This window comes from Kocuria salsicia (assembly GCF_039532055.1).
GTDB classification, from domain to species: Bacteria; Actinomycetota; Actinomycetes; order Actinomycetales; family Micrococcaceae; genus Kocuria; species Kocuria salsicia.
In genome coordinates, this window is sequence record NZ_BAAARF010000003.1 from 916049 (window position 1) to 936778 (window position 20730).

20 protein-coding genes are annotated in these 20730 nt (G+C 70.2%); 10 read left to right on the plus strand and 10 right to left on the minus strand.

The genetic code is table 11. The features are described 5' to 3' along the window. Nucleotides 1–108: 108 nt before the first annotated feature. The 4 genes from nrfD to ABD264_RS04080 form a co-directional block, all read right to left on the minus strand. Nucleotides 109–1224: an NrfD/PsrC family molybdoenzyme membrane anchor subunit gene (gene nrfD / locus ABD264_RS04065; protein WP_344204446.1), complete on the minus strand. Its 1116-nt coding sequence runs from the start codon at nucleotides 1222–1224 to the stop codon at nucleotides 109–111. Beyond that, complete coding sequence (locus tag ABD264_RS04070) at nucleotides 1221–2492, minus strand: 4Fe-4S dicluster domain-containing protein (protein WP_344204449.1); 1272 nt, start codon at nucleotides 2490–2492, stop codon at nucleotides 1221–1223. Before ABD264_RS04070 ends, nrfD begins: the two co-directional genes overlap by 4 nt. Then, nucleotides 2489–5941: a formate dehydrogenase gene (fdh, locus tag ABD264_RS04075; RefSeq protein ID WP_344204452.1), complete on the minus strand. Its 3453-nt coding sequence runs from the start codon at nucleotides 5939–5941 to the stop codon at nucleotides 2489–2491. The genes ABD264_RS04070 and fdh overlap by 4 nt, the downstream gene beginning before the upstream one ends. Before the next feature lie 166 nt (nucleotides 5942–6107). Then, nucleotides 6108–6455: a hypothetical protein gene (locus ABD264_RS04080; protein WP_144941966.1), complete on the minus strand. Its 348-nt coding sequence runs from the start codon at nucleotides 6453–6455 to the stop codon at nucleotides 6108–6110. A gap of 285 nt (nucleotides 6456–6740) precedes the next feature. Between ABD264_RS04080 and ABD264_RS04085 the strand changes: the two genes are divergently transcribed. From ABD264_RS04085 to ABD264_RS04105, 5 genes are all read left to right on the plus strand, one after another. Continuing rightward, the gene (locus tag ABD264_RS04085; protein ID WP_144941964.1) at nucleotides 6741–7433 is read left to right on the plus strand and encodes an LppP/LprE family lipoprotein; all 693 of its coding nucleotides are present in this window, start codon (nucleotides 6741–6743) and stop codon (nucleotides 7431–7433) included. 114 nt (nucleotides 7434–7547) lie between these two features. After that, complete coding sequence (locus ABD264_RS04090; protein WP_344204457.1) at nucleotides 7548–8114, plus strand: LppP/LprE family lipoprotein; 567 nt, start codon at nucleotides 7548–7550, stop codon at nucleotides 8112–8114. A gap of 326 nt (nucleotides 8115–8440) precedes the next feature. Then, complete coding sequence (locus ABD264_RS04095) at nucleotides 8441–9013, plus strand: LppP/LprE family lipoprotein (protein WP_344204460.1); 573 nt, start codon at nucleotides 8441–8443, stop codon at nucleotides 9011–9013. A gap of 175 nt (nucleotides 9014–9188) precedes the next feature. Then, on the plus strand, nucleotides 9189–9518 hold the full coding sequence (locus tag ABD264_RS04100; RefSeq protein ID WP_144941959.1) for a hypothetical protein: 330 nt from the start codon (nucleotides 9189–9191) through the stop codon (nucleotides 9516–9518). Between the two features lie 3 nt (nucleotides 9519–9521). Continuing rightward, nucleotides 9522–10334 carry a nitroreductase family protein gene (locus ABD264_RS04105; RefSeq protein ID WP_144941957.1) on the plus strand — a complete coding sequence of 271 codons (813 nt, stop codon included), beginning with the start codon at nucleotides 9522–9524 and terminating at the stop codon, nucleotides 10332–10334. 91 nt (nucleotides 10335–10425) lie between these two features. Here ABD264_RS04105 and ABD264_RS04110 read toward each other — a convergent pair whose 3' ends face one another. Both ABD264_RS04110 and ABD264_RS04115 read right to left on the minus strand, forming a co-directional pair. Then, nucleotides 10426–11139 (minus strand): methyltransferase domain-containing protein, encoded by a 714-nt coding sequence (locus ABD264_RS04110; RefSeq protein WP_303105081.1) that lies wholly within the window; start codon nucleotides 11137–11139, stop codon nucleotides 10426–10428. 3 nt (nucleotides 11140–11142) lie between these two features. Beyond that, nucleotides 11143–12348, minus strand: a complete 1206-nt coding sequence (locus tag ABD264_RS04115; protein WP_145009690.1) for a type III polyketide synthase — start codon at nucleotides 12346–12348, stop codon at nucleotides 11143–11145. Nucleotides 12349–12396: 48 nt separating this feature from the next. Here ABD264_RS04115 and ABD264_RS04120 point away from each other — a divergent pair, with 48 nt between their 5' ends. Continuing rightward, complete coding sequence (locus ABD264_RS04120) at nucleotides 12397–12819, plus strand: rhodanese-like domain-containing protein (protein ID WP_144941951.1); 423 nt, start codon at nucleotides 12397–12399, stop codon at nucleotides 12817–12819. Between the two features lie 186 nt (nucleotides 12820–13005). Here ABD264_RS04120 and ABD264_RS04125 read toward each other — a convergent pair whose 3' ends face one another. After that, nucleotides 13006–13488 (minus strand): pyridoxamine 5'-phosphate oxidase family protein, encoded by a 483-nt coding sequence (locus tag ABD264_RS04125; RefSeq protein ID WP_144941949.1) that lies wholly within the window; start codon nucleotides 13486–13488, stop codon nucleotides 13006–13008. A gap of 143 nt (nucleotides 13489–13631) precedes the next feature. Between ABD264_RS04125 and ABD264_RS04130 the strand changes: the two genes are divergently transcribed. Beyond that, on the plus strand, nucleotides 13632–14267 hold the full coding sequence (locus tag ABD264_RS04130; RefSeq protein WP_055083683.1) for an HhH-GDP family DNA glycosylase: 636 nt from the start codon (nucleotides 13632–13634) through the stop codon (nucleotides 14265–14267). A gap of 70 nt (nucleotides 14268–14337) precedes the next feature. Continuing rightward, on the plus strand, nucleotides 14338–14559 hold the full coding sequence (locus ABD264_RS04135; RefSeq protein WP_145009696.1) for a hypothetical protein: 222 nt from the start codon (nucleotides 14338–14340) through the stop codon (nucleotides 14557–14559). Here ABD264_RS04135 and ABD264_RS04140 read toward each other — a convergent pair. After that, nucleotides 14549–15148 (minus strand): TetR/AcrR family transcriptional regulator, encoded by a 600-nt coding sequence (locus ABD264_RS04140; protein WP_344204472.1) that lies wholly within the window; start codon nucleotides 15146–15148, stop codon nucleotides 14549–14551. The genes ABD264_RS04135 and ABD264_RS04140 overlap by 11 nt on opposite strands. Before the next feature lie 94 nt (nucleotides 15149–15242). Here ABD264_RS04140 and ABD264_RS04145 point away from each other — a divergent pair, with 94 nt between their 5' ends. Continuing rightward, a complete protein-coding gene (locus tag ABD264_RS04145; protein ID WP_290499564.1) occupies nucleotides 15243–15902 on the plus strand; it encodes a GAP family protein in 660 nt (219 codons plus the stop codon). Nucleotides 15903–16059: 157 nt separating this feature from the next. On the opposite strand, the gene adhP is transcribed toward ABD264_RS04145, so the two are convergent. After that, nucleotides 16060–17079, minus strand: a complete 1020-nt coding sequence (gene adhP / locus ABD264_RS04150) for an alcohol dehydrogenase AdhP (RefSeq protein WP_126874370.1) — start codon at nucleotides 17077–17079, stop codon at nucleotides 16060–16062. A gap of 150 nt (nucleotides 17080–17229) precedes the next feature. Beyond that, the gene (locus ABD264_RS04155) at nucleotides 17230–18579 is read right to left on the minus strand and encodes a helix-turn-helix domain-containing protein (protein WP_344204475.1); all 1350 of its coding nucleotides are present in this window, start codon (nucleotides 18577–18579) and stop codon (nucleotides 17230–17232) included. A 486-nt stretch (nucleotides 18580–19065) separates the two neighbouring features. Here ABD264_RS04155 and ABD264_RS04160 point away from each other — a divergent pair, with 486 nt between their 5' ends. Continuing rightward, nucleotides 19066–20706, plus strand: a complete 1641-nt coding sequence (locus ABD264_RS04160; protein WP_126874372.1) for an ABC transporter substrate-binding protein — start codon at nucleotides 19066–19068, stop codon at nucleotides 20704–20706. The last annotated feature ends 24 nt before the right edge of the window (nucleotides 20707–20730 follow it).

The following is a 20730-nucleotide window of genomic DNA, read 5'->3' on the forward strand; positions in this document are numbered from 1 at the left end:
ACCGAGGGTGCGGCGCCTGCTCGTCCGCGCCACCGCAGCACGCGGTGAAGAGACCGTTGCGGTGGCGGAGGGCGCACCATCCGGCGGCAGCCGCGCGGAAGCGTGGTCTCAGCCCCCCTGGTGCTGCGGGCCCGTGGTGATCGAGTCGTCGGTGATACCCGCCGCGCGCCGCTTGTTGAGGCGGTTGCGCTGCGGGATCACCGTGTACTTGGGGTCCTTCACGGACTCCTTGCCGGCCCAGAAAACGCCGAAACGGGTGAGCGCCGAGGACGTCATCAAGGCGGCGCCGGAGACCGCGGCGACCCAGCGGCGTCGTCCGCCGAGCAGCGCGCCGAGACCCCCGAGGATCGAGAGCCGTTCGCTCCACTCCAGCCACTCACCGGGCTTGCCCTGTTCCAGGGGCTCCACCGTCACGGGATCCATCTCACCCTTCATCACGTGCATGGCCACGAGTTCACCGGCCACACCGACCACCGCGAAGAAGCGCGCGGGCCCCGTCTCTGACGTGGGTGTGGTGAGCAGGATCAGCCCGCCCGAGGCCAGGGATGCCGAGGACGCGAACACGAACGCCAGGTGGCCGTGCATCTCGTGCCACGTGGGCACAGAGGTGTCGCTGAGCAGTATGGCCGTGTACGTGGCCATGGGCGCCCCGAGCAGACCGGCGGCCACACTCGTGGGAAGTTCCAGCGCGTGCAGCACGGGGCGCAGCGGGCCCAGCGGCAGGCGCTCTCCCGTCATGCGGTCCAGCTCCACGGCCGCGGCCACCCCCGCGTTCGTGGAGAACGTCGCGAGCACCCACGAGCCCACGCTCATGGGAGAGGTGGGCTTGAACGTGCGCATCATGTGCAGGAAGCGCTCCGGGCGCCCGAGGTCTGCCACCAGTGCGATGCCGCCCAGCCCAGCCGCAGTCAGCGCCGCCAGCCGACCGTTGCGGCGCATGGCGGACCTGCCCGTGAGGCAGCCGCCGAGCGCCAGGATCGCGGAGCCGCCGGAGAGCCCTCCCAGGAACAGGTACGTGGCGATCTTCGAGTCCCACGGCGGGGCCTTCACGATCGGACGGCCGTAGTAGGAGGTGAACTCCGGCTCGGGCACCATGGCCACTTCGCGGGAGCCGTCCCCACCACCGCGGCGGAAGGCACCCCCGCCGGCGGGCCGGTTGCGGCGCCGCCGCTTGCGGTGGGGCTCCTCGGGCGGGCGGTAGCTGTCGTAGGGCGAGATGCTCATGCGCGGTCACCCGCCGTGAAGGCCACCGCACCCAGCGCCAGCATCCCCAGCACCGCGGCGCCCGCCCGCTTGTACATGCGCGGCAGGTCCGCGGTGGGCACGCGGGGATCCGGCGGCAGGCCGTAGACCTCCGGCTCGTCGAGCAGCAGGAAGATGGAGCCCGTGCCGCCCACGCCGTCCCTGGGGTTTGCGCCGTACAACCGCGCCTCGGTCCTGCCCTGCTCGTGCAGCTGGGTCACGCGGTGCTGGGCGGTCTCGAGCATGCTCTCCCGCTCGCCGTACTTGATGGACGTGGTGGGGCACGCCTGCGCGCACGCCGGGGTCTGGTCGTTCTTCATGCGGTCGTAGCACAGCGTGCACTTCTGGGCGATGCCGTCCTGCGGGACCTTCACGGTGTCCGGCATGGGCGGGGCGCCGCGCTGAGTCTTGGGCTCCACGAGACCGTCGTTGCGGCGCTCGATCACACCGAACGGGCACCCGGCCACGCACGTGCCGCAGCCGTTGCAGATGTCCTCCTGCACCACCACCGTGCCGAACTCCGTGCGGAACAGCGCCCCCGTGGGGCAGACGTCCAGGCAGCCGGCGTGGGTGCAGTGCTTGCACACGTCCGAGGACATGAGCCAGCGGAAGTCCGGGGTGTCCAGCACGGGCGAGTCGTCCGCGTCCGTGCCGTGCGTGCCGCGGGTCGACGACGCCGCGGCGCCACCGCCGCAGCCACCCCCCGAGCCGCAGCCCAGGGGCGCGGTGACGCCCGGCGTGGACTGCGACGAGCACGCGCACCCGGGCCCCGCCGCGTCGGCGTCGACCGGGTCCGGAGTGGAACCGCACGCGCACGCGCCCGAGCCGCACGCCCCGCCCTGCGAAGCGGTGGCCGCCGCCGCGGCGTCGGCCCCGGTTGCGGAGCCGCATGCGCACCCACCGGACGACGGCGCGGGCGACGTCGCAGGGGGTCCCACCCGCGGCATCCCCAGGCTCACGAGGGCGCGCCCGGACTCCCGGGCCTCCTCGATCCGCTCGTGGGACTGCTCGATGAACGCGACGTGGCGCCATGTGTCCGCGCCGAGCCCGCCCGTGTTGTCGTAGGAGGAACCGAGGATCTGGTAGTCCGAGTCCGCGGGGTTGCGGTTCCACTCCTTGCACGCCACCTCGCAGGCCTTGCAGCCGATGCAGATGGAGGTGTCCGTGAAGAACCCGCGCCGCGGGTGGGAGTGCTCCCAGTAGGTGTCGTCCTCGAAGGCCGAGGTGGGCGTCATCCGGTCCGTGCTCACGTGTCCTCTTCCTGGTCCGCGGGGTGGTCTTCCGGGTGCACCCCCGGGCGGTAGGCCGTGGACCGGCCAGCGGTGTCACCGCTGTCGCGTGCCCGCAGCGGATCCTGGTTGAGCTCCCGCTCGGGATCCGTGATCCGATCCATGCCCGTGCGCACCGTGAGGCCCGCCCGCTGCTGGTACTCGCGCACCAGCTCGTTGCGCTGCGCACCGCGCGGCCGCCGCCCGGGGAGGATGTCGCACGAACCCGTCTTGAAGTTCTGGATCTGCACGTTGGGGTCCAGCGTGATGCCCAGCAGGTCGTTCGCACCGTCACCGGTGACCACCGCGTCCGTTCCCGCACCCCAGTGGTACGGCAGGCCGATCTGGTGGATCGTTTTGCCCGCCACGGTCAGCGGGGTCATGCGGTCCGTCACCAGGACCTTGACCTCGATGGCCGAGCGCGGCGAGACGATGGTGGCCCACCCGTAGGGCTCCAGCCCCTTCAGCTGCGCGAGCTCCGGCGAGATCTCGCAGAACATCTCGGGCTGCAGCTCGGAGAGGTACGGCAGCCACCGGCTCATGCCGCCGGCCGTGTGGTGCTCCGTGAGCCGGTACGTGGTGAACATGAACGGGTAGACGTCCGTGCCTGGTGCGTCACCGCTGGCCGCGGAGAGGTTGTCCTCCCGCGGGAACATCACCCGGGTGGGGTTCTGCTGCTGCGCGTACAGCGGATTGGCAACCGGGGACTCCTGCGGCTCGTAGTGCGTGGGCAGGGGCCCGTCCAGCATGCCCTTGGGCGCGAAGAGCCAGCCCTTGCCATCCGCCTGCATGATGAACGGGTCGTTGCCCGCCAGGCCGTCAGGCCCGGCGACGTCCGGTCCCGGCCGCGCCGAGGGGTCCCTGTCCACGGGGAAGTCCGGATTGTCCTTTCCCGTCCAGCGCCGGCTCTCCTCGTCCCACCACACGAGCTTCTTGCGCTCGCTCCACGGTCTGCCCTGCGGGTCCGCGGAGGCGCGGTTGTAGAGGATGCGGCGGTTCGCGGGCCAGGCCCACGCCCACTGCGAGGCGATCTCGTCCTGCTGCCACCCCGGAACACGCATGGCCGCCCGGTTGACGCGGTCCGCGTAGATGCCCGCGTAGATCCAGCACCCACCGGACGTGCTGCCGTCCGCGGTCATCTGGCCGTAGCTGCTCAGGGGCTCCCCTGCGTCTTCTCCGGTCTCGAATCGGCCGTTGATCTCGGCCAGCACGGAGACCGGATCGATCTCACCCTGCTCGTCCAGCGGGTAGTTCCACGTGAGGTCGAGCAGGGGACGGTCCCGCGCATCCTCGGAGTCCGCGAGCCGCTGCCGGATGCGCTTGCCGAGCTCGAAGAAGAACTCCAGCTCGCTCTGCGCGTCCCCGGGCGGGGTGACGGCCTGGTGGCGCCACTGCACGAGCCGCTGGGTCTGGGTGAACGAGCCTGACTTCTCCACGTGCGTGGCCGCGGGCATGAAGAAGACCTCGGTCTGGATGTCCTCGGTCTTCAGCTCCCCCGAGGCGATCTCCGGGCCGTCCTTCCACCACGTGGCGGACTCGATCATGTTCAGGTCCCGCACCACGAGCCACTTCAGGTGGGACATGCCCAGCCGCTGCATCCGTCCGTTGGCCGAGCCCACGGCGGGGTTCTGCCCCAGGAGGAAGTAGCCCTCCACCTTGTCCTCGAGCATGGCCATGAGCGTCTGGTAGGTGCCGTGGGCACCGTTGATGCGGGGGATGTAGTCGTACGCCCACTCGTTCTCGGCCGTGGCGGCGTCGCCCCACCACGCCTTCAGCAGGTTGACGGCGTACGCCTCTGCGTTCGCCCAGTAGCCCTTCTGCTCCGTGGTGCGGATGCCGTCCACGTAGTCGGAGAACGACTGCTGGGTCACCGAGGGCATGGGCAGGTAGCCGGGCAGCAGGTTGAACAGGGTGGGGATGTCGGTGGAGCCCTGGATGGTCGCGTGCCCGCGCAGCGCCATGATGCCGCCACCGGGCCGGCCCATGTTGCCCAGCAGCAGCTGCAGGATGGACGCGGTGCGGATGAACTGGGCTCCCAGCGTGTGCTGGGTCCAGCCCACCGCGTACGCGAAGCACGTGGTGCGGTCCCGTCCGGAGTTCTCCGTGACGGAGCGTGCCAGGTACTCGAAGTCCGCCTCCGAGATGCCACACGCCTCCCGCACCATCTGCGGCGTGTACCGCGCATAGTGGCGCCTGAGGATCTGGAACACCGTGCGCGGGTGCTGCAGGGTCTCGTCCCGCGCTGAAGCGCCCCCGCCCACGGGTGCGCCGCCGCTGCCGAACTTGTCGCCACCGGCCTCGGCCCGCTGCTTGGCACCCTTGGCGTGCTCGTGCTCGACGCCGAAGACGTGGTTGTCGACTCCGCGGCCCGCGGCGTCGTCAGACGCCTCTCCGCGGGAGTCCTGCCCCTCGGAGTCCTCGGTCTGGTACGCCCACGACTTCAGGTGGTAGCCGCCGCTCTCCTCGTCGTAGCCGGAGAACAGTCCGTCCAGGTCCTCGGCGTCCTCGAAGTCCTCGCTGATCAGGTTGGAGGCGTTCGTGTAGTTGACCACGTAGTCGTGGAACCAGAGGTCGTTGCTCAGCACGTGGTTGATGAGCGCACCGAGCAGCACGATGTCCGAGCCCGCCCGGATGGGCAGGTGCTTGTCAGCGACCGCGGAAGTGCGTGTGAAGCGCGGGTCCACGTGGATGACTTTGGCACCGCGCGCCTTGGCCTCCGTGACCCACTGGAAGCCCACGGGATGGCACTCGGCCATGTTGGAGCCCTGGATCACGATGCAGTCGGCGTTGGCCATGTCCTGCAGGGACTGGGTCGCGCCACCGCGACCGAACGAGGTTCCCAGACTGGGAACCGTGGCGGAGTGTCAAATCCGGGCCTGGTTCTCGATCTGCACCGCCCCTGCCGCGGTGAACAGCTTCTTGATCAGGTAGTTCTCTTCGTTGTCCAGCGTGGCGCCGCCCAGGGACGCGATGCCCATGGTGCGCCGCAGCGGACGGCCGTCCTCGTCCGCGTCCTGCCAGCCTCGGCGTCGGGATTCGAGGAAGCGGTCCGCGATCATGTCGATCGCGGTGTCAAGCTCCAGGGGCTGCCACTCCGAGGCGCCGGGCGCCCGGTAGAGCATCTGGGTCTGGCGGCCCGGGGAGTTCACGAGCTGCTCGCTCGCGGAGCCCTTGGGGCACAACCGCCCGCGGGAGATCGGCGAGTCCGGGTCACCCTCGATCTGGATGACGCGCTCGTCCTTGACGTACACCTTCTGTCCGCAGCCCACCGCGCAGTAGGGACAGATGCTCTGCACCACCCGGTCCGCCGTGGCGGTGCGGGCGGTGAGGTCACGGGTGTGCCGGGACTCCACCGCAGAGCTGCGGCCGGTGCGGTCCCCCGTGCGGAGCTGGCGGATGACCGGCCACTCCAGGGGGCTGAAACGAGTCATGGGAACAGGATAGACCTCCGCCCGGACACGGTTGCGCACCACGTGTTTCCCGTGTCCACTCCCCGCGGGGCGCCGACCGCCGCGTCCGGAGTGATCGACGACGCCGCGGCGTCCAGTCACCCGGGCGGGTGCCCCCTCCACTGCTGGAGAGGGCACCCCCGGACGGTCAGTCCTCGTCCACCAGGGGATCGGAGCTGTCGAAGCCTGCGTCCTCGAGGGACTCGTTGACCTCCTCGTCAGCCTGCGGGTCGTCGATCATCCGCTCGACCTCCGGGTCGGTGAGCTCCGGGTCCGTACCCGGCTCAACCATGAGGTCCTCGTCGTCCGCGAGCTGCCGGGCGTCCGCGCCCTCGGGGTGCTTCAGGGGGTCGTCGTCCTGGCCCCACTGGGCGTCGTCCTCCTCCCAGGCGTCGTCCTCGTCCCCCGAGGTCTCGGAGAACTCGTCCTTGCCGAGGATCTCGTTGTGCACCTCGGGATCGTCCAGCGGGTTGGGGTCCGGGATGGGCTGCGTCATGGTTGCTCCTTCGCGGGATCTGGAGCCGCGTGCTGTCACGGGCACCGCCAGACTACGGCGCCGTGCGCGCCACCTCCACCGCCCCGGCGGAGGTTCGCCGCGGGCGGGTCCGAGACCGGTGCCGTACCGCTCAGGGACCGTTTCGACGCCTGGAAGCTGGTGGCACGACGTCGACACGGCCGCGTTGCATCACTTTGCATCTATATGGTGGTTGAGTTGGGGCACTCCGCTCCTCCGGCGGAGTCCCGCACCACTGCGGGTCAAGGACTCGCCGAGAGGCCCGCCATGCCCAGGACATGCCACGCCGTCGTCATCCCCACGCTGCTCGTGCTCGCCCTCGGCGGGCTCACGGCGTGCGGTTCGCAGTCCGCGGAGGAGCCGCAGGCGACGTCGACCGCCGCCCGCAACGCGCCCACCTCGGGCATCCGCTCGCAGGCCCCGACGACGACGCCGTCCACCCTCGACGGCACCCGGCCCGCCACCCAGCCCACGCAGCAGCCCGCGGCACAACCGAGCAACGCGCCCAACGGTGCGGACGAGGAGGCGACGTCGTCTGCCACCCCGGAACTGTCCGGGTCCTGCGGCACCGACAGTGCCACGAAGGCCGTCGACGACAACCTCGACAAGGTGCCCGGAGTGGACGATCCCTCGATGTGGACCATTGACGATCTGGGCACCTACGACCCGTGCGCCGCGCTCTCATGGGTGACCCTGTCCGGAGGCGGGACGGGCTCCTCCATCCGACAGCAGATGCTCTTCCACGACGGCGACTACCTGGGCACCACGACGGCCACCCCCATCGGCTTCCACCCCGCCACGGTGCGACTGTCCGACTCCTCCATCCAGGTCACCTACACGTACAACCGCGGCAACGAGAGCAACGCAGAAGCCAGCGGCCGCGCCGTCTCCGTCTACAGCTGGAACCCGGACACCGAGTCCATCGACCACTCCGGCGAGTGGCCCCCGGGCATCGGCTGACACCCCGACGGCCGGGACACCGTGTTTTCCTTTGCACAGTCGCGCCTGAGACCCCATGGTGGAACCAGGTCGCCACACCGGTGGCCGTACGGAAAACACCCAAGGAGTCACTTCATGGGACGCCTCACTCGTCTTTCCACCCGCACCACCGCCGCAGCCGCAGGAGCACTTCTGCTGGCCGGTGGCATTGCAGGCCCGGCATTGGCCTCGGGGCAGGCATCCGAGGCCGCGACATCGTCCTCCGCCGCGTCCGACTGCGGCCTTGAGACCGGTCACCAGGCTGCCCAGCGCTGGATCCCCGTGCTGACCCCGCCGTTCGGCGCGGACCACGAGGACCAGGGCGCGTGGGACACCAAGAACGTGGACACCTCCACCTACGACCAGTGCGCGGAGCTGTCCTGGATCACGGTGCAGACCGAGGACGCCACGGCCTCCTCCCCGAGCACCATCATGCTCTTCCACAAGGGCGCCTATCTGGGCACCGCAACCAACGGCTCCTTCGGATTCGCCCCGGATGTGGCCCGCGTGGACGATTCCACGCTGGACGTGACCTTCCACTACCCGCAGGCCGGCGACAGCAATGCCGACCCGCGCGGCCAGGCGACCTCCACGTACTCGTGGGACCAGGACACCGGGACGCTCACCCAGGAGGGCCAGCTGCCTCCCCACCTGAACTCCTGATCCTCCCCGTGGCAAGGGCGCCGGAGCGCCTGACGCCCTGCATGTCGGGGCCGTCCACCGGACACCGGTGGGCGGCCCCGACGTCGTGCCTGCACCGTTGTCTCCCCCAGACGCACAGGTTTGGTCCGCGCTCGACAAGGGGCAGCACCCTGGCCAGGGACCAGGAATGCCCGCTCGGCAGGAACAACCACCTGCGAACGGCTCGCCAAGGTCAGCGAAACGCAACCCCTTTCCCGTGTTTTCTATTGCACACATGCGGTCGAGCCCCAGTGCGGCAACAGGTCGTCGAGTGACGGCCGTACGGAAAACGCCAAGGGAGTCACGTCATGGGACACCTCACACGCCTTTCCACTCGCACCGCCGCCGCCACAGCCGGAGCACTGCTGCTCGCCGGAGGTCTCTCCGCTCCCGCCCTCGCATCGGGTGCGGGCTCGCAGGACGTGGCGCCGCCCACGGCACAGACAGCCGCCGACCCCTGCCTCGACGACTCCAACGAGTACGCCGTGCAGCAGGCGGCAAAACTGCTGCCCCCGCCCTACGGCCCGGACGTGCCGAACGCACCGGGCTGGGCCGTCGACCAGGCTGACGCGTCCACCTACAGCGGCTGCGAGGGCCCCTCCTGGGTCTCCCTGACCGTGGCCGGTGCGACGGCGTCCTCACCGCAGACGATCATGCTCTTCTCCCACGGCCAGTACCTGGGCACCGCGTCCGCGACGCACTTCGGTTTCGAGCCCAAGGTCGAGCGCGTTGACGACGCCACCCTGCGGGTCACATACCGCTTCCCCATCGAGGGGGACGCCAACGCGGCACCCCGGGGCCGAGCCGTCTCCGAGTTCCACGACGACGCCGCCTCGGGTCGTGTGGTGCACACCGGTGAGTTCCCGCCGCAGGACGCCTGACCAGCACCACCCCAGCGGTTCGACAGTTCCCCGGGCGACGAAGGACGAGGGCCGACCAGACCGCTGGTCGGCCCTCGTCGTTCCGACAGTGCCCGGCGGACATCTGCTTCCCGGCCCCGCGGGTGAGCTGTGGCACGATGACTGCGAGGGGCACGACGCCGTCGAGGGAGGAACCGTGGAACTGGTGCGCACGCTCGTGACCGCCGCCGCGGGCTCCTACGGCGCGAACTGCGCGCTGGGCACGGCCGCGGCGCTCGGCTGGGTGGACACGTCCCCCTTCCGGTGGGTGCACCACGCGCTGTACGTGAGCACGTCCTCGCTCACCGCGGCCGCCGTGGTGGCGGGGCTGCGGGAGGGGTCGACGACGGCGTTCGCCCTGGTCCCCGCGCTCGTCCCCCTCGTCCTGCTGCAGCGCCACGGCGCCCGCCCGCTGCCACGCCACACGCGGGACGCCCTCGCGGCGGCACCGTGCTACGCGGCCGGCCTCGCGCTGGCCTGGAGGTGAACCATGGAGTTCCTGGACGCTGTCTTCAACCGCAGGACCACCAACGGCCCGTTCCGCCCGGATCCGGTGAGCCCCGAGCACCAGCAGCTGCTGATCCGCGCGGCCGCCGCGGCGCCGTCCCAGTTCAACAGCCAGCCGTGGCGGTTCGTGCTGGTCGAGGACAGGGAGACCATCGGGACGATCGCCCGCATCAGCGGCGAGAGCATGACCGAGGTGATGGGCGCGGGAACGTTCTTCGACCGGTACAAGAAGTACTTCCGCTTCAGCCAGAAGGAGATGGACACCCTGCGCAGCGGCATGCTCTTCGACAGGCTGCCCGCCCTGTTGCGCCCGTTCACCTCCCGGGCGTTCACGCCGTCCGGGCAGAAACTCATGAACCGGTTGCGGGTGCCGCAGACCCTCGGCGAGGAGAACCGCAAGCTCGTTGCCGGTTCCCCGCTGCTGCTCGGCGTGATGCTGGAGCGCGGGGAGTACCGGCCTGAGGAGCTCTCGGGCTTCTACTCCGTGTTCAGCATGGGCGCGGCCATGGAGAACCTGTGGCTGACCACCGTGGAACTGGGCATGGGCATCCAGTTCGTCTCCTTCCCCATGGAGGCACCGCACCAGTGGGCGCGGATCGTGGAGCTGCTCGATGTCCCGGAGGACCTGGAGCTCATGGCCGTGTACCGGCTGGGCTACGTCCCCGAGAGCACGCACCGACCCGCGATCGACTGGTCCAGCCGCGAGCGCAAGCACCCCTCCCAGTTCGTCTTCCGGGAGACCTGCGCCACGCCGCAGTTGGGGTGGGACGAGGACTCCCGCCCCGGTACGACCTGACCCCGGCCCGGTCTGCCCCCTTCTTGCACCGGCCCCCGGATCAGCCCGACCCACGGGCAAGTCGGGTCCACGCGTCAGTCGGGGTCGCGGGTCAGTCCGTTCCCCGGTGCACCGCCAGGACGCGGAAGAAGCGCTGGCCGCGCACCCGCCACCCGGGCGGCATGAGCGCGGCCAGCTCGCCCAGTGTGCGGCTGCGCCGGATGGACAGCAGCCCGTCGAAGCGCACGAAGGTGCGGGCACGAGCCAGCGGCAGGGTGGCCGCCCAGTAGATGAGCCATGCCAGGCGTGAGCGCCGCAGGTCGTTGTGCACCGCGATTCCGCGGGCCAGGAGCGCGGAGTCCTCCAGCAGTCCGGTCAGGTCGGCCGCCTCCAGGTGGTGCAGCACGTGATTGGAGAGCACGGCGTCGTACCGCTCCCCCGCTGCCACGAGGTCCGCGCTGGACTCCGCCCGGTAGGTGGTTCCCGTCCCGCGGTCGTGAGCTCGGGCCCAGGTGATGGCCCGGGAGTCCGGGTCTATGCCCGTGACCCGCACGTCCAGCGAGTCCCGGGCGGCCCAGCGCGCCACGGCCCGTGCGACGTCGCCGCCCCCGCAGCCCACGTCCAGGACCGCGGCCGGGCGGGACTCCGCCGCCGCGGCACGCAGCACCGGGCGGAGGTCACGCACGTAGACCGCCCTCCAGGAGGCCACGAGCGGGTTGATGACGCCGAACATCCGGTAGGTGGTGTCCAGGGCCCGCGGATCGCACGCGGGATCGTCCATGAGCTCAGGCTCGTTGAGGGCCCGACGGCGCAGCAGCGGGTCCACGGGTCACTCGCCCTGACCGTCGGCGGGCCCGGGCAGCACCCGCAGCAGCGCGCTCTCGATGCTCAGCCCCGGCCCGAACGCCATGGCAGCCACCGCGCCAGGAGCCCCGCGGGCGAGGATCCGCTCCAGCACGAACAGGATGGTGGCACTGCTCATGTTCCCGGCCTCGCTCAGCACGCTCCGGGAGGGCGCCATCTGCTCCTGCGAGAGGCCCAGCCGCGACTGCACCTTGTCCAGGATGCTGCGCCCGCCCGGGTGCACCGCCCACTGCGGCACGTGCTCCACTGTCTCGCCCGTGCGGCGCAGCAGCGGGGCCAGCGCGTCGGCCACGTGGTCGTCGATGATCCGCGGCACGTACGCGCCCAGGATCATCTCGAAGCCCTCGTCCCCCACGCTCCACGCGAGCTCGTCCTCTCCCACGGGAGCGAGTGCTGTCTCGAAGTCCACCAGTTCCAAGCTCGGCCCCGCGAGAGGGACCTCCCGCGCGCTGACCACCGCGGCGGCCGCACCGTCCGCGAACAGGGCGTTGCCCATGACGGTGTCCGGATCGTTGCGCACGTGCAGGTGCAGTGTGCACAGCTCCAGGCACACCACCAGGACCACGGCCCGCGGGTCCGCGCGGCACGCGGTGGCCGCGGCCCGCAGGGCGGGGAACGCCGCGTTGCAACCCATGAATCCCAGGTGCGTGCGCGTCACGTCCGCGGGCAGCCCGAGATCCTTGGCCACGCGCACGTCCGGGCCCGGCGCGAAGAAACCGGTGCAGGACACGGTGACCACGTGGGTCACGTGCGCCGCCTCGACCGGCGCGCGCTCCAGGGCGGCGCGCGCCACCGAGACGAACATGCGCCGCGCGTTCTCCGTGTAGATCCGGTTGCGCTCGCGCGTGCCCGGGGAGAGCAGCTGACCCTCGGCGGCTGCCACGAACGAGGACGCCGCCGCACCGCCACCTTCCTCGTGCGGACAAACGGTGCCCTCCGGACCCGACGGCACGGCGTCGCCCCGGCGTTGCCGTGCGGCGTCGGCAAGGGTGCCCAGCTCGGGAAGCACGGTGTGGCGTGTGTCCACCCCGGCCGCGCGGAACGTGGCGCGGACCAGGCGGGAGCCCAGCCGCGTCATGCCCGGCTGCTCGGCGAAGACCTCCGCGACATCCTCCTGGCGGATCGTCGTGTCCGGGAGCTCGGTGGCGATCGACAGCATGCGAACAGTCATGGCCCATGGTAGGCACCCTCACAGCGGGCAGGGCCGTAGCCTGGGGCCATGACCGAGCACCCCGACGACACCCGCCCCCGCTCCGTGCAGTTCCTCGACCGCGTGCGCGAGAACCTCGACCGGCTGAGCCCCGAAGAGGCGCACCGGGAGCAGCAGCAGGGCGCGATCATCGTGGACGTGCGCACCGAGACCCACCGCGGGGACGGCCCGCACATCCCGGGCGCCCTGGTCATCGACCTCACGGTGCTGCCGTGGCGGCTGGACCCGGACTTCGCCTGGTCCGTTCCGGAGGCGGTGTCACCGGAGCAGCGGTGGATCCTCGTGTGCCGCCACAGCTACGCGACCTCCCTGGCCGCCTGGACCCTGCGGGAGATGGGGCTCTCACGCGTCACGGACGTCGTCGGCGGCTTCGAGGCGTGGCAGGAGGCGGGCCTGCCCACCACCATGGACGCCCCGGACGTGCGCCCCTGACGGGCCGCACTCCACGTCGCGGGAGCCGGCAGAACGGGTGGCCGGCAATCATTGCGGACCCGCCGGCGTCGTCCCCGGTCCACAAGTGTGTCTCTGCACCCCAGACCCGGACGATCCGCAGAAACGACAGGGGCCGCGCCCGTGCACAACGGACGCGGCCCCTGAGGCGTGACGAGAACGTGTGGATCAGAGGTCCACGGCCCCGCTCTCGCCGTCCACCGTCTCGCCCGTCACCTTGGCCTTGAGGAGGTTGGCCACCTGGGTGATCTTGCTGCCACCCGGGGCGTCCCAGTACTCGGCGGTGTGTCCGTCCACCTCGATGAGCACGTTGTTCGGGTTCTCCGGGCCGCCCTCGAGCCACGACTCCGTGAAAGAGCTCCACAGTTCGCGCAGCTGGTCCGGATCGTTGACGATGCGCGCCGTGCCGCACAGGGAGACCCACGCGCCGTTGCCCGAGTAGGCCACGTTCACCTCGGGGTTCTTCTGGATGGCCTGGCCCTGCGCCGAGGCGCGCTCGGCGATGAAGCGCACCGTGCCGTCGAAGTCCACGTCCTGGGTGGCCATGGGCCGGGAGATCAGGTGGCCCTCGTCGTCCAGGTGCGTGAGCATCGCAATGCGGGTGCTCTTGATGATGTCCCGGACCTTTTGGACCTGCTCGTTGTCTTCCACCGTGACGCTCCTTCGAATTGAGGCTGTGGTCGCGTGTCCTGCCGGAGGTCTCACGGGCCCGCCGACGCGGCACGCACCATCAGTCTAATTAGCATTGACAGGGAACACGACGGGTTCCCGGACCGGGGAGGGAGGCACTCCGTTTGAGCCGATCGCACGAGGAGACGGTGGAGCTGCTGCTGGCGCGCCACGACCGCACGTACGCGCAGGAGGCGGGGATTGAGCTGGCGGACGTGCCCGCTCCCCTGTTCCAGCTGCTCGTCCTGGCCAATCTGCTGTCCGCCCGGATCGGCGCGGGCGCGGCCGTTGCCACCGCACGGGAGCTGTTCGCGGCAGGGTTCCGCACCCCCGAGGCGATGCGTGGGGCGTCGCGCCCCGCGCTGCTGGCGGCGCTGGGTCGCGGCGGGTACAGACGCTACGACGAACGCACCGCCACGATGCTCCACGATGGCGCGCAGCAGCTCTTCCAGGACGACGACGGCGACCTGCGCCGCCTTCGCGACGCGTGCGACGGCCCCGGGCAGATCCTCGAACGGCTGCAGGATTTCCCGGGCATCGGACCCGCGGGCGCAGCGATCTTCGCCCGCGAGGCACAGGGCGTGTGGCCCGTCCTCGCCCCGTTCCTCGACAAGAAGGCACTGTCCGGCGCGGTGAGGCTCGGCCTTCCCGACGAGGCCGCCCGCCTGGCCGATCTCGTGCGTCCCGACCAGCTGCCGGTCCTGGCCTCCGGCCTGGTGCGGACGGCCCTGCACCGCGGCGCGGGCGACCCGCTGCGCTGAATGCACGGCGCCCCGGCAACCACCGTGACCCGCGCGCAGCGGGTGAGGCGACTCGGTCTCGGGACAGGAGATGCAGCAGTACGGCAGCTGCTTCCGGGCCCAGTCCCACGGCGGGGTCTTCCGCTCGATCACCTCGATGGTCGTGGCGAAGGTGATGGACTACGGGCTGTCGATCGCCCGGTTCTGCGTGGGGTTCGTGATGCTCGCCGGGGCCGGGAACGGCAGCACCCCCGCGGGGCGCGCGAAGCCGGCCCGGGCGTCGTCGCCAGTCAGTCAGTCAGTCAGTCACTGAGGATCAGCCGCAGGCCACGGTCGAGCGCAGTCTCGACCCGCGCTCTCACCTCCTCCGGTGCATTCAGGTGGTCGATCGTCAGACCGTTCACCAGTGCCGTGACGAGCGGAGCTGCGGTCTCCGGTGTGAGTCCGTCCCGCAACTTCCCGTCCTGCTGCGCCCGCTCCAGTGCCGCGCGCACGAGGTCGTGGAACGTGCGCATGGCCTGCCAATAGAGCTCGGCAAGCCAGTCACGCGTGGACGCTGCGGCCCCGTAGCTGACCCACACCGCGGCATCCTCGTGACGGACGCCCTCCAGCGGCAGGAGTTCGCGCAGGGCCCGGCACAGCGACGCCCGGTAGCCCGGCAGCCCTCGGGCCGCCACGACACGCTCCGTCTGCCGCTCCACGGAGCGTTCGAGCGCGGCCACCAGCAGGTCCCTGCGGGTCCTGAAGTGGTACTGCACGGTACCCGCCGAGAGCCCGGACTCCTGGGCCACGCTGCGCACACTCACCACATCGAAGCCCTGCTGGGCGATCACCCGGATCGCGGCCTCGGCGATCTTCTCTCGCGTCCCGCCGCCCGAAGGGACGTCTCGGTCACCGGTCATCGCGCCTCACCTCTCGCACGAGTGTATTGCCCCCGCTCTCGTACAAACGTATTGTCGTTCTTGGATCTTACGTTCGTATGGGAAGAGGAGGGGCATGGGCGATCTCCTGGCACTGGTCGGGCTGGCGCTGCTGGACAGCACGAGCCTGGGGACCCTGGTGATCCCGCTCGTCCTCGTGATCGCCCGCCGGCGTGTGGACGCGGTACTGCTCGCGGTCTACTTCGCGACGGTCGTGCTCATCTACTTCGGTCTCGGCGTGGGCATAGCCCTGGGCTTCGACCTGCTCTCGCATCTCGCGGCGGATGTGTGGGCGAGCCGGCCGGCCCAGTGGTTCAAGCTGATCGCCGGTCTCGGACTGTTCGGCTACGGGGTCTTCGCTCCCGATCCCGTCAAGAAGGAGGGGCTGGGCCGAGTGCCGTCCCGGCAGAATCCCGCGGCCATGATCGTCCTCGGCGCTGGCGCGGCGCTCACGGAGGCGGCCACGATGGTCCCCTACCTCGCGGCGAACGGCATCATCACGGCCATGCCCGTGGGATGGACCGCGCGACTCGTGCTCCTAGCCGGGTACTGCCTCGTGATGATCGTCCCCGCGCTGGTGCTGATCACAGGAGCCGCGCTGCTGGGTGAACGGATCTGGCCCCGGCTCGAGCGAGTCGTCCCCACTCTGGAGCACCAGACGAAGATCACGCTGCTGTGGATCGCCGGGATCGTTGGTTTCTGGATGGCCAGCACGGGGTTCGCGGCGTTGCTGTAGTCAGTCCTCCACCACCGGTCAGCACCCCACGGCACCGTGCCGGCTGTCCGGGGGGGGAATCCCCGGGACAGCCGGCACGGTGTGCAAGGCACGACGACGCCGTGCGGTCTGGTCACCGGACCACCCTCGTTCCCGTGGCCGGCTCGGCTGCTACGGGTCAGTACTCGATGACCACGCGGCCATCGATCTTGCCGTGTGACATCTCCTCGAAAATGGCGTTGATGTCCTCGAGGGGACGCTTGCTGAAGGTGGGGTGGATCTTGCCCGCCGCGTAGAACTCGAGGGCCTCGATCATGTCCTGCCGCGTGCCCACGATCGATCCGCGGATCGTGAGTCCCTTGAGCACGATGTCGAAGATCGGAGCGGGGAAGTCGCCCGGAGGCAGGCCGTTGAACACAATCGTCCCGCCGCGACGCGTCATGTTGATCGCCTGCCCGAAGGCCTGGGGGTGGACCGCGGTCACGAGCACTCCGTGGCTGCCCCCAATTTCCTGCTGGATGACCTCCGCGGGGTCCTCCGCGAATGCGTTGACAGTGAGCTCGGCACCGTGCTGCTTCGCGAGAGCGAGCTTGTCGTCGGCGACGTCCACCGCCACCACGCGCATACCCATGGCCACCGCATACTGCACTGCGATGTGCCCGAGACCGCCGATCCCGGAGATCACGACCCACTGACCGGGCTTGACCTCCGTGCGCTTGAGTCCCTTGTAGACGGTGACGCCCGCGCACAGGACGGGGGCGATCTCGTAGGGATCGGCGCCCTCCGGGATGATGGCCGCATAGCGCGCGTCCACGAGCATGTACTCGCCGAACGAGCCGTCAACGCCGTAGCCACCGTTGACCTGCTCCTCGCAGAGCGTCTCCCAACCCTGGCGGCAGTGCTCGCAGTGGCCGCACGCGGACCACAGCCACGCGTTGCCGACCATCTGCCCGACCTCGATCTCCGTGACTCCCTCGCCCACCTTTTCCACGATGCCCACGCCCTCGTGGCCCGGGATCAGGGGGAGCTTCGGCTTGACGGGCCAGTCGCCGCCCGCGGCGTGGAGATCCGTGTGGCAGACCCCGGAGGCGATGAGCTTCACCAGCGCCTGGTTCGGTCCGGGTTCGGGGATCTCGTTCGGCCCCACGACCAGGTCCTCGCCGAATCCCTTGACAACTGCCGCGTTCATGGAAGACATGTCCAACTCCTCGTTGAGTTCTCTGTGTCCACGTCCGGTGGGAACGACGGGTGTGGACGAGGTCCGTGTCCACCCTGTCCGACCGTCCGGTCCGTGATGTCCTTCGACGCTACCGAGAGCAAGGTTGCAGGAGGGTTGCAACGTCGGATCTCAGCGTTCGAGGGACTCGAGGCGGACGATGGCCGCGCAACGTTCCGGAGCAGCCCTGGGAGCCCGAGCAAGAACGGCCATGAGCACCTCGGAATCCGCGTGGGCCTCCGGGAGGGTCGAGTAGTGCCACAGCTGCGACCACGATCCCGCCTGCAGGACCGTCTCGCGCAGCAGCGCGGACACCTCGTCACGGATCTCCCTGATTCCGGGAGCCTCGGAACCGGGAAGAAGCTGGCCGCGGTAGTGGTGCATTGCGGCGGCGAGATCCCCGAGGCCCAGCGCTCGGTGGCACAGTGCGACGTCGCTGACCAGTGACCCTGTCAACCGGTACGGCCGGGATGCCACGCCGATGAGGCCGTCCCCGTGGAGCAGAATCCCCTTGCGGAGACGGGCGATCTCCGCCCGGACCGTGACCTCCTGACCGCCACCGGGACACAACGCCTCGGCGAGTTCCGCCGCGCTGAGGCCGCCGGCGTGCCAGTGCAGCAGAGTGAGCAACTCGGCGTGGCGGGTCGAGAGGTCCCGGCTCTGCCCTCCCCAGCCGATGGTTGCGGGAGGGGCACCGGTGACCCGCAGCCGGACCGTGGGTGCCTCTGTCCGAGGCAACCCGGCGTTCACCGCCGTCGCGCGAGACGCCACGGTTCCGCCGAGGTCCTCACGCGCTCTGTCTGCCCACCCACGACCCGCTGCGCGCGGGTCCAGCAGAGATCCGAGCTCTCGAGTCACGGCCTGGGACGTGCACTCGAGAAGGGGCAGCACGAGGGACGACACCGCGTCCTCGCCACCCGTGACGTCGATGACGCCGATCACCTCTCCCGTGACGGGATGCAGGACGGGCACCGCGCTGCAGCTCCACTGCTGCGCCGGGGCCGCAAAGTGCTCGGCCTGGCTGACCTGGACGCCCGTTCGACTCGCAATGGCCAGTCCTGGGGCAGAGGTCCCCATCGCGGCCTCGGACCAGTCCACGCCCGGTGCGAATCCCATCCCCTCGGCCCGGCGACGGGTGTCTCCGCCGCCCTCGACCCACAGCAGTGTTCCGTGGGCGTCGCTGAGTGCCACGAGCAGCCCTGCTCGAGTTGCAGGCTCGACGAGCCGCGTGTGGAGAAGCCCCAGGACGTCGTGGAACGGGTGGGCGCGGCGTGCCTCCTCCAGGCCGGCCCGCTCGTGGACAGTCTGGACGAGGACGCCCTCCGGTGACTCCAGGTGGCGCACGGAACGGATCCAGGAGCGCAGCACCACGTCCCGCACCGCCGGGGTACGGTCACCGTCGATTGCCAGGCGGTCCAGCCCCGCGTGTGCCCTGCGCACCTCGCGCTGGTAGTCGTGGTCGGAGAGGAAGGCGTCGAACATCAGGTCACCACCAAACCCCACCCTGCGGTGCGGGCACCGGTGCAGACACGCCCGTCCCGCAGGACCAGCGGGATGACCACGGTGTGGCCCATGCCCTTCACCTCCAACGAGCCGAGCGGGTTGAGCCTCGCTCAACCTCGTCTCGAACCTACTGAGGTCGTGGAATCCGTACAAGGATCCGGGGCAACTCGCCCCGGCGTGACACCACCAGCTCCCGAACGCGACGGTGTGCAGACTGACCCGCACGGCCGCGGAAGTGGAGGACCCCGGAGGCGCCAGTCGTGCGGCGTAAAACACGTTCGGCGACCTCCCAGGAAGTTGTGATCGCACGTAGGGTGGATCTGGCCCACCGCGGGCGGTGGCCGGGGCGTGAGACGGCCCGATCGTCGCCGGGCGCGGCCGGACGCAGCGCCCCCGCCGCAAGGGACGCGCCCTGCCCGGCACACGACGTCGTGGACCACCCCGCGCCGAACGGAGAAGAGAAGCATGCGCACCCGCACCACCCGTCTGCTCGCCCTGCCCGCAGCCCTCGCGGCCGCGACCCTTGCGCTGAGCGGCTGCTCCGGCGCCCAGGACGCGCAGAGCACGCGGACCACCCTGAACTACGCGACCGGCGACGCCGAGCCCGAGTGCCTGGACCCGCACGTGGGCGGCAACTACCCGCAGGCGCTGCTGGGCACCAACTTCGCCGAGTCCCTGGTCAGCCGGGACAAGGACGGCAAGATCATCCCCTGGCTCGCGGAGTCCTGGAAGGAGTCGGCGGACGGGAAGACCTGGGAGTTCGTGCTCAAGGACGGCGTGAAGTTCACCGACGGCACGCCCCTGACGTGGGAGGCCGTGAAGGCGAACGTGGACCATCTGCTGGACCCGGACACCGCCTCCTCCACCGGCTACCTGGCCTTCCAGCAGATCGCAGACGTCACCCGCGGGGCGAACGACCATGTGGCCGTGGTGCACCTGAAGCAGACGGACTCCGCGCTACTGGAGTCCTTCGCGCAGCCCTGGAACGCCATCGAGTCCCCCACCGCGCTCAAGCGCTCCCAGGAGGAGAACTGTGCCTCCCCCGTGGGCACGGGCCCGTTCGTGGTGGACTCCTGGACCAAGCAGGACCGCGTGGTGCTCACGCGCAACGAGAACTACACCTCCGCCCCGGCGGACGCCGCGAACCAGGACGGCCCGGCGAAGCTCCAGGAGATCGTCTGGCGCTTCATCCCGGACGCCACCACCCGGTACAACGCGCTGTCCTCCGGCGAGGTGGACGTGATCGACAACGCCCAGCCCAACAACATCACCGCGGCCGGGGACAACTCCGGGCTCGAGGACCTCAACGCCCCGCGCCCCGGCTCCTCCAACCGCATCGAGCTGAACTCCGGGCACGCGCCGTTCAACGACAAGAAGGTACGGGAGGCCTTCATCCGCGCCGCGAACGTGGACGACGGGATCCAGTCCCTGTTCATGGGCACGGCGCCGCGCTCCACCTCCGCGCTGGGCTCCACCGAGCCGCTGAGCAAGGACATGCCGGGCTCCTACCCCCACGACGTCGACGCCGCCAACCGGTTGCTGGACGAGGCCGGCTGGACGAAGGGCTCGGACGGCATCCGCGAGAAGGACGGGAAGAAGCTCACCGCGCGCTTCCCGGTGAGCACCAACCAGTCCATCCCGGCTGAGCAGTCGCTTTTCGAGCAGATCCAGGCCGGCGCCAAGGAGGTGGGCATCGACGTGAAGCTGCAGCCGGTGGACCTGCAGTCCTGGTACTCCGCGCTGGGCAAGGACGACTACGAGCTCGTGGACGCCCCCTACACCAAGGTGGGCCCGGACGTGCTGCGGATCCTGTACCACTCCGATTCGATCAAGCCCGCACCGTCCGGGTACTTCGCGAACCACGCCCAGATCGACGACGAGCAGCTGGACACGGTGCTCGACAAGGCCCGCGCTTCCACGGACGCGGACGAGCGCGCGAAGCTCTACGAGCAGGCCCAGCAGATCATCGCGGACGCCCAGGTGATCCTGCCCCTGTACGACCAGCAGAACCACTTCCTGCACTCCACCGGGGTCAAGGGCCTGCGCGCGCTGCCCACCGTCAACACTCCCACGTTCCTGGACGTGGAACCGCTGCCCGCCTCGTGAGCGCCCGCAGCGCGAGCCGGGAAC

Excerpts from the sequence above, each read along its gene's own strand:
- nrfD (WP_344204446.1), bottom strand. The coding sequence starts at position 1,224 with ATGAGCATCTCGCCCTACGACAGCTACCGCCCGCCCGAGGAGCCCCAC.
- ABD264_RS04155 (WP_344204475.1), bottom strand. The coding sequence starts at position 18,579 with ATGTTCGACGCCTTCCTCTCCGACCACGACTACCAGCGCGAGGTGCGC.
- ABD264_RS04145 (WP_290499564.1), top strand. The coding sequence starts at position 15,243 with ATGGGCGATCTCCTGGCACTGGTCGGGCTGGCGCTGCTGGACAGCACG.
- ABD264_RS04120 (WP_144941951.1), top strand. The coding sequence starts at position 12,397 with ATGACCGAGCACCCCGACGACACCCGCCCCCGCTCCGTGCAGTTCCTC.
- ABD264_RS04105 (WP_144941957.1), top strand. The coding sequence starts at position 9,522 with ATGGAGTTCCTGGACGCTGTCTTCAACCGCAGGACCACCAACGGCCCG.
- ABD264_RS04160 (WP_126874372.1), top strand. The coding sequence starts at position 19,066 with ATGCGCACCCGCACCACCCGTCTGCTCGCCCTGCCCGCAGCCCTCGCG.
- ABD264_RS04140 (WP_344204472.1), bottom strand. The coding sequence starts at position 15,148 with ATGACCGGTGACCGAGACGTCCCTTCGGGCGGCGGGACGCGAGAGAAG.
- adhP (WP_126874370.1), bottom strand. The coding sequence starts at position 17,079 with ATGTCTTCCATGAACGCGGCAGTTGTCAAGGGATTCGGCGAGGACCTG.
- ABD264_RS04085 (WP_144941964.1), top strand. The coding sequence starts at position 6,741 with ATGCCCAGGACATGCCACGCCGTCGTCATCCCCACGCTGCTCGTGCTC.
- ABD264_RS04090 (WP_344204457.1), top strand. The coding sequence starts at position 7,548 with ATGGGACGCCTCACTCGTCTTTCCACCCGCACCACCGCCGCAGCCGCA.
- ABD264_RS04135 (WP_145009696.1), top strand. The coding sequence starts at position 14,338 with ATGCAGCAGTACGGCAGCTGCTTCCGGGCCCAGTCCCACGGCGGGGTC.
- ABD264_RS04080 (WP_144941966.1), bottom strand. The coding sequence starts at position 6,455 with ATGACGCAGCCCATCCCGGACCCCAACCCGCTGGACGATCCCGAGGTG.
- ABD264_RS04095 (WP_344204460.1), top strand. The coding sequence starts at position 8,441 with ATGGGACACCTCACACGCCTTTCCACTCGCACCGCCGCCGCCACAGCC.
- ABD264_RS04115 (WP_145009690.1), bottom strand. The coding sequence starts at position 12,348 with ATGACTGTTCGCATGCTGTCGATCGCCACCGAGCTCCCGGACACGACG.